This window comes from Staphylococcus sp. HMSC035D11 (genome assembly GCF_001836075.1).
Classification (GTDB): domain Bacteria; phylum Bacillota; class Bacilli; order Staphylococcales; family Staphylococcaceae; genus Staphylococcus; species Staphylococcus hominis.
Genome location: NZ_KV827232.1, coordinates 102,973 through 113,915 on the forward strand (window position 1 = coordinate 102,973; position 10,943 = coordinate 113,915).

Annotated in this window: 11 protein-coding genes and 1 pseudogene; 8 read left to right on the top strand and 4 right to left on the bottom strand. The window is 29.5% G+C overall.

The window, feature by feature from the left end; all coding sequences use genetic code 11:
- Positions 1-121: 121 nt before the first annotated feature.
- Positions 122-1,057, top strand: a pseudogene (locus HMPREF2647_RS04860) (glycosyltransferase family 2 protein); the annotation flags it as partial.
- A gap of 92 nt (positions 1,058-1,149) precedes the next feature.
- Here HMPREF2647_RS04860 and HMPREF2647_RS04865 read toward each other — a convergent pair.
- The 4 genes from HMPREF2647_RS04865 to queC all read right to left on the bottom strand — a co-directional run bounded on the left by HMPREF2647_RS04865 (position 1,150) and on the right by queC (position 3,676).
- On the bottom strand, positions 1,150-1,758 hold the full coding sequence (locus tag HMPREF2647_RS04865; protein WP_017175964.1) for a hypothetical protein: 609 nt from the start codon (positions 1,756-1,758) through the stop codon (positions 1,150-1,152).
- A gap of 108 nt (positions 1,759-1,866) precedes the next feature.
- Complete coding sequence (gene queE / locus HMPREF2647_RS04870; RefSeq protein WP_017175963.1) at positions 1,867-2,583, bottom strand: 7-carboxy-7-deazaguanine synthase QueE; 717 nt, start codon at positions 2,581-2,583, stop codon at positions 1,867-1,869.
- Positions 2,583-3,002: a 6-carboxytetrahydropterin synthase QueD gene (gene queD, locus HMPREF2647_RS04875; protein WP_017175962.1), complete on the bottom strand. Its 420-nt coding sequence runs from the start codon at positions 3,000-3,002 to the stop codon at positions 2,583-2,585. The genes queE and queD overlap by 1 nt, the downstream gene beginning before the upstream one ends.
- Positions 2,999-3,676 carry a 7-cyano-7-deazaguanine synthase QueC gene (gene queC, locus HMPREF2647_RS04880; RefSeq protein WP_017175961.1) on the bottom strand — a complete coding sequence of 226 codons (678 nt, stop codon included), beginning with the start codon at positions 3,674-3,676 and terminating at the stop codon, positions 2,999-3,001. Before queC ends, queD begins: the two co-directional genes overlap by 4 nt.
- 330 nt (positions 3,677-4,006) lie before the next feature.
- Between queC and HMPREF2647_RS04885 the strand changes: the two genes are divergently transcribed.
- From HMPREF2647_RS04885 to ltaS, 7 genes are all read left to right on the top strand, one after another.
- Positions 4,007-4,600: an anthranilate synthase component II gene (locus HMPREF2647_RS04885; protein WP_017175960.1), complete on the top strand. Its 594-nt coding sequence runs from the start codon at positions 4,007-4,009 to the stop codon at positions 4,598-4,600.
- Positions 4,584-5,726, top strand: a complete 1,143-nt coding sequence (locus tag HMPREF2647_RS04890; RefSeq protein ID WP_049379638.1) for a chorismate-binding protein — start codon at positions 4,584-4,586, stop codon at positions 5,724-5,726. Before HMPREF2647_RS04885 ends, HMPREF2647_RS04890 begins: the two co-directional genes overlap by 17 nt.
- The gene (locus tag HMPREF2647_RS04895) at positions 5,727-6,335 is read left to right on the top strand and encodes an aminotransferase class IV (protein WP_049379637.1); all 609 of its coding nucleotides are present in this window, start codon (positions 5,727-5,729) and stop codon (positions 6,333-6,335) included.
- Positions 6,336-6,388: 53 nt separating this feature from the next.
- Positions 6,389-6,595 (top strand): hypothetical protein, encoded by a 207-nt coding sequence (locus HMPREF2647_RS10980; RefSeq protein ID WP_049379636.1) that lies wholly within the window; start codon positions 6,389-6,391, stop codon positions 6,593-6,595.
- A 41-nt stretch (positions 6,596-6,636) separates the two neighbouring features.
- A complete protein-coding gene (locus HMPREF2647_RS04900) occupies positions 6,637-7,341 on the top strand; it encodes a 5-oxoprolinase subunit B family protein (RefSeq protein WP_019834929.1) in 705 nt (234 codons plus the stop codon).
- Positions 7,341-8,345: a 5-oxoprolinase subunit C family protein gene (locus HMPREF2647_RS04905; RefSeq protein WP_019834930.1), complete on the top strand. Its 1,005-nt coding sequence runs from the start codon at positions 7,341-7,343 to the stop codon at positions 8,343-8,345. Before HMPREF2647_RS04900 ends, HMPREF2647_RS04905 begins: the two co-directional genes overlap by 1 nt.
- 406 nt (positions 8,346-8,751) lie before the next feature.
- Positions 8,752-10,689: a polyglycerol-phosphate lipoteichoic acid synthase LtaS gene (gene ltaS / locus HMPREF2647_RS04910; RefSeq protein ID WP_017175955.1), complete on the top strand. Its 1,938-nt coding sequence runs from the start codon at positions 8,752-8,754 to the stop codon at positions 10,687-10,689.
- Positions 10,690-10,943 lie beyond the last annotated feature (254 nt).

Genomic DNA, 10,943 nt, shown 5'->3' on the forward strand with positions numbered 1-10,943 from the left:
TTAAATTATTACAAAAGCTGGAATTAATGTTAATTATTTGTTAATTACATGGTTATTAGTAGAATGTTTATTGATTTTATTGATACAATATTGGAAAGAATGTAGAAAAGGATGTAATTAGATGAAAATCAGAGTCATTATACCTTGCTTCAATGAAGGTAAAGTCGTAAAAAAAACTTACGATAGATTGACTGAAATTTTGACGGAGAATAGTAAAACTCGTCGTTATTATTATGACTTGTTATTTATTGATGACGGTAGTAAAGATAATACGATTGAGCATATACAACATTTAGCGGAATACGATGAACATGTTAAATATATTTCTTTCAGTCGAAATTTTGGTAAAGAAGCAGCAATGATTGCTGGTTTTCAACACAGTGTGAATTTTGATGCAGTCGTAATGATTGATGGAGATTTACAACATCCTCCGGAATTTATACCTAAAATGGTTGAAATGTATCAACAAGGGTTTGATCAAGTTGTCGCTAAACGAGATCGTAGTGGTGAAAATGTTGCACGTAAAACAATGTCAAAGTTGTACTATAAGCTCATTAATAGCTTTGTCGAAGATATTAAATTTAGTGATGGTGTAGGAGATTTTCGATTATTAAGTCAACGTGCAGTTAAATCGATTGTTTCATTAAATGAATATAATCGATTTTCTAAAGGGTTATTTGAATGGATAGGATATAATACAAAGATTTTTACTTATAAAAATGTAGAACGAGAAGCTGGAGAATCTAAATGGACTTTTACCAAGTTATTAAATTATGGGATTGATGGATTAATATCATTTAATAATAAACCACTGAGAGCAATGATATATCTTGGAATGTTTATCTTTGGATTAAGCATCATTTATATTATTTATTTGTTAATAGGCATTTTAATGAATGGAATTAATCATCCGGGTTACTTTACAACAATAGCAGCTGTATTGTTATTAGGTGGCATTCAGTTAATGTCTATTGGTGTAGTTGGCGAATATATTGGGCGAATTTATTACGAAGTAAAACAAAGACCAAAATATATTGTAGAAGCTTCCAATTTAAAAGCACCTATTGAAAAAGTAGTTGCAGAAAAAGAAAAAATTTATCAATAAAAAATAAACATGTAAAAGCTCTTACATCATAGCTTCTTACATGTTTATTTTTTTAAGTCATTTTCAATATGATTATGTTTGAGTTGCCACAATAAATATATATCAAATAAAGCATAAATAATTATGAAGATATACCAAAATGACGTTAATAAGGTCAAAAGTATAATTGAAATAATAATAATTGTATGACCAATCATAATAGGATGTTGTAGCTTACTCAAAAATTTAAGATGATTCATTTCATTTTTTGAAAAAGTACTTATGAAATCAATGCTTAAGCCTACGATAAATATAGCTGGAGCTAAATAAGGGATAGACATATAGACTGATTGATCGCTAGATTCAAAAGTGATAAATAATGAGCAACTAATCATAATTGCAAAAATGAATGCAAGAGATTTATACTCTGAAATCATTAAGTATATATGTTTACGATTTAAATAATATTGTAAGATTGTCCAACTTAAGAAAAATATAATTGAAGCAAATGTTATAAAATTGAACTTTTCAATCACAATACTATTAATAATAGCATTGATAACAATGGATAATAGAACGGAGTTAAACGTTAGTTGTTTGAAATGATGCCGATATAAATCAAAACCCAGAACACATATTGTAATGGCTATATTAATAAATACATATATAATCATGGTGTACTCCTATCACGTGTGTGTAGTTCATTAAAATATTATAGCAATTAAAATAAACTTAATCATTTCAAAACACTTAATAAATAATATTCTATTATAATTTACTAATTATACACCTTTCTTATTACTCCATAACAATGTATGTAACTGAGGTAAAACATACACGTGATTCATATCACTGCTATTCATTACTGTGTCTACAAGGGTTTCATAGCGACCAAGTAATTTTTCGGTATGATGTTCAACATCATCATCTAAATAAGGGTTTCCTACTTGCAAATAAAATGGAATATTAGGATAACGATGATGAATCATTCTAGCAAATTGATAATCTTCTTTATCAAAAACAACTACTTTCAAGTTCAATGTTGATGGTATACATTGTTCTATGACATCATCTAATATTTCTAAATTAGGCACCATATTAGAGCTAGGCGGTTTAGGACTAATTGTTAAATCGTTAATTTGTCGCATCCAAGGTTGAAATTTACTGCCTTGGGTTTCTAATGCCGTAAAAATATTTTTTTCTTCAAATAAATCTACTAAATCTTGAATTCCTTTGATTAATGCAGGGTTACCTCCAGAAATAGTGACATGATCAAATTGATTACCGCCAATTTCTTTTAAACGATCATAAATGTCTTGAGCAGTTAATAACTCTATATCATCTTTAGCGCTACCATCCCACGTAAAGGCGGAATCGCACCAACTACAACGATAATCGCATCCTGCTGTGCGGACAAACATTGTTTTTCGTCCTATAACTCGTCCTTCTCCTTGAATAGTAGGACCAAAAATTTCTAAAACTGGTATTTTTGAAGGCATTATTTATTCTCCTTTGGACGATAGACAACATAACTTGATGGTGTTTCACGTAAATACACTTGTACACATTTAGGTTTATTGTCATACTCGTTAAGATGAGCTTGTACGATTTCAAAAATTGTCTGTGCCACAATTTCAGTAGAAGGACTTTTATCTTTAAATTGAGGTAAATCATTTAATAAATAGTGATCAAATTGGTCATGGACCAATCGTTTTAATTCACTAAAATTAATTAAAAATCCATTATGGTCGAGTGTATCTCCAACAATAGTTAAGTTAACAAAATAAGTATGTCCATGTGTTCTCATGCATTTTCCAGCATCTTCACTAGGAATAAAATGTGCCGCAGAAAAATTGAAATCTTTATTTAATTCAAATGTATAAGGGTGATTCACTGTAGGATAAACTTGTTGTATCATAATGACGCATCTCCTTTTTGTTCTAAATATTGATGAAGTCCACGTTGTCTTAATTTACAAGCTGGACATTCTCCGCATCCATCTCCAATAATACCGTTGTAGCATGTAAGCGTATTGTGGCGCACATAATCGAGGACACCTAATTCATCACTGAGTTCCCAAGTTTGCGTTTTATCTAACCACATTAAGGGTGTATGAATAACAAAGTCTCTATCCATAGATAAACTAAGTGTGACATTCATAGATTTAATAAAACTATCTCGGCAATCTGGGTAACCAGAGAAGTCTGTTTCACATACACCCGTAATGATGTGTTTCGCATTCACTTGATAAGCAAGAGCTCCAGCAAATGACAAGAATAATAAATTACGAGCAGGTACAAAAGTATTTGGTATACCATCTTCTCCTGTCTCAATTTTCATGTCATGTTTTGTTAATGCATTTGGAGTAAGTTGAGATAGTAAAGACATGTCTAAAATATGGTGTTTCAACCCTTGATCTTTTGCTATTTTAGAAGCTACTTCGATTTCTGTATTATGTCTTTGCCCATAATTGAATGTGACAAGTTCAACCTCTTTAAAATGTCTTTTGGCGTAGAAAAGACAGGTTGTACTATCTTGACCACCACTAAACACAACAATTGCTTTTTCAGAATTCAAAACACTGTTTGGCATAACGTTTCTCCTTTAAAAGTTAATATTTTTAATTTATGATGAAATAGAATGAAAACATTGGATATAAAATATAAAAAAAGCCTATCTCTATAAAAAGATAGACTTAAAAGATGTAGAACATATGTACATTAAAAAGCTTATATAAATATTTCTACAAAGGTCTAGTTTTTTATAGAGGGTTTCAGCTAGGAACCTCTTTATATTCGAATTATACGATAGATAGCTTAATATATTCATATCTTAAAATCAAGTGCTAGTTTATAGAATATTAAAAAAAGCGCTTATATAAAATTGTATTTTAATATATTATTTTGAAGGTTGGAAATAATTATGATTATAGTCATAGATAATAATGATTCATTTACATATAACTTGATTGATTACATAAAAACAAAAACTTCTCATTGTGTAAAGGTAATAAAGGTAACAGAAGTGACTGTAGCATTACTTGAAGAATTAACAATTGAAGCTATTGTCATATCTCCAGGTCCGGGAAAACCAAGTGACTATCCAATTTTGAAAAGCGTTTTAGATAGATACGCCTCATCGGTGCCTATATTAGGTATCTGTTTAGGGTTTCAACTCATCTATGAATATTATGGAGGGGAAATTATGCATGGGCCAAAGCCCGTTCATGGTCATACAACACCTATAATGCATACAGGTAAAGGACTTTTCAAACAGTTACCTCAAAATTTTAATGTCATGCGTTATCATTCTTTAATTGCTAATAGGCAACAATTACCTTCTCAATTAAATATTACAGCTACAAATAATGAAGGTATTATGATGGCATTTGAACATGATACACTACCTATTTTTGCAGTACAGTATCATCCTGAATCTATATTAAGTGAATATGGTCATCAGCAGATTCAATACTTTATAGAGAGAGTAGGAAAAACACATGAATATTACGTTTAATTACCGTTATTATACTAATGAAGATGACTACATCAATTATCAATTGCGATTTGATCAATATATTTCAAAATCAATTGCCTATTCTTTAGAAGAAGTAGGTGAAGTTATTCAATTTGCTGAAGAACAACAGAAAAAGGGGCATTATGTAGCGTTATATTTAACTTATGAATCAGCGCCATTTTTTAATAATCAATTAGAAACGTATCACTTAATAGAAAAAGAAGTATACGCTGCTGCATACGCTTTTAATCAACCCTTAAACTCTGATAATAATAAGGATAATATACAATATCATTCAGTACATCATTTTCAATTTCAAGAAAGTGAAGAACAAATGAGAAGAAAAATTATTAAAATACAAGAAGCTATTACAGAAGGAGATACTTATCAAGTTAATTATACTACTCGTTTATCCAGTAAAGTACATTATCCTATTTCAACGTTATATACCTATTTAACTCACAACAATAACGGTGGCTATACAGCTTTATTAGATACCGAAGAAGTAAAAGTTGCGTCAATTTCTCCAGAGTTATTTTTTCAAAAAGGTACGTTTAACAATAAAGCAAACATTATTGTTAGTAAGCCGATGAAAGGAACAATGCCACGTGGGAAAAATAGTGTAGAAGATCAGTTGAATTATGAAGCATTAATGTATTCTCATAAAGATAGAGCAGAAAATGTAATGATCGTTGATTTATTACGTAATGATATGTCAAGAATTTCAAAAACTGGAACCATCGAAGTTTATAAATTGTTTTTTATTGAAACGTATCAAACCGTATACCAAATGACAAGTATGGTAACAGGGCAACTCGAAGATGCTATATCGCTTCATTCAATTTTAACAGCAATGTTTCCATGTGGATCTATCACTGGTGCGCCTAAACAAAGTACAATGGCTTATATCAAACATTTAGAAACCAGTCCAAGACATATTTATTGCGGCACAATAGGTTTATTGTTACCAGATGATAAAATGATTTTTAACATTCCAATTAGAACAGTAGAATATCGAAATAATCTGGCTCTTTACGGGGTAGGTGCGGGAATTACCATTGATTCTGTTCCATTAAATGAAATTCAAGAATTTCGAGACAAAACCAAAATATTGGAGGAGTTATGATTGAAATTATTTGAAACAATGCGACTTAATCATGGTCATATACCAAGGCTAAACTATCATACGCGTCGTTTACGTCAATCTTGTTCACAATTAGGTTTTCAGTTTTCAGAGATTGCTTGGTATAGTTATATTGAAAATTTAAAACAAAATTATAATGACCACTTATATCGTTTGAAAATAGAAATTGATAAAGACGGACAATTTACCCACGTTATTCAGCCATTATCTTCTAAAGACAATTTTACTGCACGTTTTAAAAAGTCTAACAATGATTATCCACAAAAATTTATTATAAATAAAACAACAGAAAGAACATATTTAACGCATAATCATGAAACAGATTTGATACTACTGTATGATGATAGTGGTAAAATTTTAGAATTTGATATTGGAAATATTATGATTAAAGAAAATGGAAATTATTATACGCCACGATATAATAAAGATTTTTTACGAGGATGTATGAGAGAAAGTTTATTAGAAAATCATAAACTTAAGCTGAAAGATTATACTAAAGATGAATTAATGATAAAACTGGAAAATGAAGAAGTAGAAGTTTATTTGCTGAATAGTCTACGTGAAGTTGCTCGGGTATCTATTTATATATAAAATACATTTGATAAATATTGTGAAATTTAATTTAGTTAATAATGGAGAAGATTATGGCATTATTATGGTTAATACTTATCGTACTACTCAATAGTTTAAGTAAATATATAATCAATCGATATTTGAAGGATAATCTAATCATGCTACCGCGTATTGTAGGCACAATGACTGTGTTGTTTCAATTTGTACTAGTATATCTTTTAATTCAGTCTATCATGCCATATGCTACGCATTTATTAAATTTATTTTATCATCAATAAAATAGATTCAAATAATTTAGAATGTAATAAGAGGTGCAATAATGAAAATTTATAGTCAAGGAGACCAAGCGATTATTATAGATATTGAACAAGAAGTCGCTGAAGATGTAACAAAAAATTTAATTGCTGTACGTACACATTTATTAAATAAAGACTTACCTTTCATCACTGATATTGTACCTACAGAGTCTAGTATGATGATTTGTTATGATGCTCGAGATATGATTAAACATTATAATATTTCATCGCCATTTCAATATATGAAGGCACTTGTAAATTCAATTCAGACTGAATTAGAACATATCGAAAATAAACAAACAGCGTGTCATTTTCATAATATTCCTGTGGTTTATGGTGATCAATTTGGACCTGATTTAGAGGCTCTATTAAAATACTATCGTCTATCCAAAGAGGAATTTATTCAACTTCATTCAAAATCACATTACTTTGTCTCTATGATGGGATATTCTCCAGGCTTTCCTTATTTAACAGGAATGAATGAAAAATTATATGTTAATCATACAAGTCACAAGAAAAAAAGAGTACCTGCAGGTTCTGTCATTATTGAAGGGAAAAAATGTGGCATTGTAACGACAGATACTTATAACGATTGGTTAGTCATTGGCTATACCCCAATTAAATTATTTTCACCAGAGCGCGATAACTTTAATTTATTAAAATTAGGAGATAATGTCTTATTTCATCCTAAAAATCCAAATGATACTGAATTAGGAGATTTTAAATAATGTCAATCATAATAGAAAAACCTGGACTTTTTAGCACGTTCCAAGACTTTGGACGCCAAGGGTATGAATATGAGGGAGTCATCCCTGGCGGTGCATTAGATACATTAGGACATGAAATTGCGAATCGTCTTGTAGCAAATGATAAAAACGAAGCAACTTTAGAAATGACACATATTATGGCGAAAATTAGATTCACAGAGCCTACTTTAATTGCCTTAACAGGTCATCACTTTGAAGCGTGTACAGAAAATATGAAAATTAAACCTTATAAATTGTATTTAGTAGAAAAAGGAGAAGTATTGTCTTTCAAAGAAACGAGTACAACATCTCGTGTTTATTTAGCTATTGGAGGAGGATTTAAATTAGATTCTTGGTTAAATTCAACGTCAACAGATTTAAATGTTGGTGTTGGAGGGTTTCATGGAAGAACACTTCAAGAAGGCGATGAAATTGAAATGAAACGTGATTATACATCACGACACCGTAAACTTTTTGAAAATTTAGCACATCAGCGAACAACAAGTTGGGGAATTGATGGTTATGCTTTATCGTTTAATTATGTTTCTGATGTATTTCATGTCATTGCTAATAAAGGAACAAATGATTTTGATACTGAAACACAACAAACATTTATACATGGAGAGTACAAGGTAACGAATAAGTCTAATCGTGTAGGGATGTTATTAGAGGGTCCTAGTATTAAAGCATATTATGAAGATATGCCTGAGTATCAACCAGTAAAAAAGGGCACTATTCAAGTAAAACGTGATGGTACACCTATTATTTTATTAAATGATCATTACACTATTGGAAGTTATCCACAAATAGGTACTATAGCAAGCTATCATTTAACTAAACTTGCTCAAAAACCACGAGGATCTCGTTTGAAATTTCAATTTATAGATATTGAAACGGCTGAAAAAAATACTGTGAAGTTTAGTAATTGGATGAATCAATTATTTCACGGTATCGAATTTCGAATGCAATTAGAAATGTTAAAATAAAAAATATCATCAAAATATTGAATATTAATATTTAATGATATTTTTTAATGTAAAGGTATAGGACTATAGTCTGATTAAATTGAATAGATTAGACGTTATAATATATCAATCAGTTTAATAGTTTAGAAATGATTAGGTATATAAATGGAAAGGCTAAACTTGAGCTTTTTCTTGATAAATAAGTAAAAATACTTTATATTTATATATTGAACTATGAAGTATTATTACAAAAATATTACAAAATTCATATTTTTTTAATAAATAGTTAACAATTAAATGTAGTAATAAAAAGTGTTCTTTTATTAAATGATAATTAAAAATTTTATTGTTTTAAAAATATATTAAATTTTAAAAATAGCATTTGTAAATGGCCGTATTTGAATAACTATAAACGGAGGAAACATTCATGAGTTTACACAAAAGAAAAATAAGTCTTTTTGCGTTTTTCTTAATGACTGTATTTACAGTAACCTTGAAAACGTATTTCTCATACTATGTAGATTTTTCTTTAGGTGTTAAAGGATTAGTTCAAAATTTAATACTATTGATGAATCCATATAGTTTAATCGCGCTTATTTTAAGTATCTTTTTGTTCTTTAAAGGTAAGAAAGCATATTGGTTTATTTTTATTGGAGGATTCTTATTAACATTTTTACTCTATGCTAATGTTGTTTATTTTAGGTTCTTCTCAGACTTTTTAACGTTTAGTACATTAAATCAAGCGAGTAACGTTCAATCGATGGGGGGCGCAGTAAGTGCCTCTTTTAAATGGTATGACTTTGTGTATTTCTTAGATACGATTGTATATCTGTTTATTTTAATTTTTAAACGAAGTTGGTTAGACAAACGTGTATTTAGTAAAAAGTTTGTACCAGTAGTGATGGCAGCATCAATTGCATTGTTCTTTTTAAACTTAGCTTTTGCTGAAACTGATCGACCTGAATTATTAACTCGTACATTTGATCACAAATATTTAGTTAAATATTTAGGACCATATAATTTTACTGTATATGATGGTGTTAAAACGATTCAAAACAATCAACAAAAAGCATTGGCTTCTGAAGATGATTTAACTCGTGTTTTAAATTATACGAAACAAAAAAATACGGAACCAAACCCTGAATATTATGGTATTGCTAAGAAGAAAAATATCATAAAAATACATTTAGAAAGTTTTCAAACATTTTTAATTAATAAAAAAGTAAATGGTAAGGAAGTTACACCTTTCTTAAATAAATTATCAACTGGTAACGATGACTTTAGATATTATCCAAACTTCTTCCATCAAACAGGACAAGGTAAAACTTCTGATTCAGAATTTACAATGGATAATAGTTTATATGGTTTACCTCAAGGATCTGCGTATTCATTAAAAGGAGATAACACATATCAATCTTTACCAGCAATTTTAGATCAAAAAGAAGGTTACACTTCTGATGTTATGCACGGGGATTACAAAACATTTTGGAACCGTGATCAAATTTATAAACATTTTGGTATAGATAAATTTTACGATGCAACATATTATGATATGTCGGATGAAAATGTCGTGAATTTAGGGTTAAAAGATAAACCTTTCTTTAAAGCATCAGCAGAATATCAATCTAAAATGAAACAACCTTTTTATTCCCATTTAATTACATTAACTAACCATTATCCATTTACTTTAAATTCAGAAGATGCAAGTATTGATAAGCCGAATACAGGCGATTCTACTGTAGATGGATATATTCAAACGGCGCATTACTTAGATCAAGCTTTAGAACAGTATATTAATGATTTGAAAACTAAAGGGTTATATGATGATTCAGTTATTATGATTTACGGTGACCATTATGGTATTTCTGAAAACCATAACAATGCAATGGAAAAATTACTGGGTGAGCAAATTACACCAGCTAAATTTACAGATTTAAATCGTACTGGCTTCTGGTTAAAAATTCCTGGCAAAAATGGGACTGTAGATGAAACATATGCTGGACAAGTGGATGTTATGCCTACTATTTTAAATTTAGTTGGTATTGACTCGAAGAATTATTTAATGTTGGGTACAGATATGTTATCTAAAGATCATAATGATGTGATTCCATTCCGTAATGGTGATTTCATCACAAAAGATTATAAATTTGTGAATGGTAAAGTATATTCAAATAAAAATAATGAATTAATAACAACGCCACCTAAAGATTTAGAAAAAAATAAGAAACAGGTGGAAAAAGATTTAGAAATGAGTGACGACGTATTAAATGGTGACCTATTCAGATTCTACAATAATCCAGATTTCAAAAAAATTAATCCGTCAAAATATGACTACAAAATAGGTCCTTATGGAAATCAAAAATAATTCAATATTAGAGAGTGTGTAAAATCAACATTCTATATTAAATGCCCGTAGATAAGTTTTATCTACGGGTTTTTTATCGTTGCATTAAAAATCAACAAAAAATGAGAGTGGGACAGAATTCATTTTGAATTCCTCGTTTTACTGTGGTAACGCATTCTTAACTTGCGTTAGACGTAGACTTTCTTATTGAAAATTTTGTGTTGGGGTCCCGAGACTAGAATTGACTGCCAATATATTAAAAATGCCTAAGACAA

Bases quoted from the DNA above. Each gene is read 5' to 3' on its own strand.
- HMPREF2647_RS04865 (WP_017175964.1), bottom strand. From the start codon at position 1,758: ATGATTATATATGTATTTATTAATATAGCCATTACAATATGTGTTCTG.
- queE (WP_017175963.1), bottom strand. From the start codon at position 2,583: ATGCCTTCAAAAATACCAGTTTTAGAAATTTTTGGTCCTACTATTCAA.
- queD (WP_017175962.1), bottom strand. From the start codon at position 3,002: ATGATACAACAAGTTTATCCTACAGTGAATCACCCTTATACATTTGAA.
- queC (WP_017175961.1), bottom strand. From the start codon at position 3,676: ATGCCAAACAGTGTTTTGAATTCTGAAAAAGCAATTGTTGTGTTTAGT.
- HMPREF2647_RS04885 (WP_017175960.1), top strand. From the start codon at position 4,007: ATGATTATAGTCATAGATAATAATGATTCATTTACATATAACTTGATT.
- HMPREF2647_RS04890 (WP_049379638.1), top strand. From the start codon at position 4,584: ATGAATATTACGTTTAATTACCGTTATTATACTAATGAAGATGACTAC.
- HMPREF2647_RS10980 (WP_049379636.1), top strand. From the start codon at position 6,389: ATGGCATTATTATGGTTAATACTTATCGTACTACTCAATAGTTTAAGT.
- HMPREF2647_RS04900 (WP_019834929.1), top strand. From the start codon at position 6,637: ATGAAAATTTATAGTCAAGGAGACCAAGCGATTATTATAGATATTGAA.
- HMPREF2647_RS04905 (WP_019834930.1), top strand. From the start codon at position 7,341: ATGTCAATCATAATAGAAAAACCTGGACTTTTTAGCACGTTCCAAGAC.
- ltaS (WP_017175955.1), top strand. From the start codon at position 8,752: ATGAGTTTACACAAAAGAAAAATAAGTCTTTTTGCGTTTTTCTTAATG.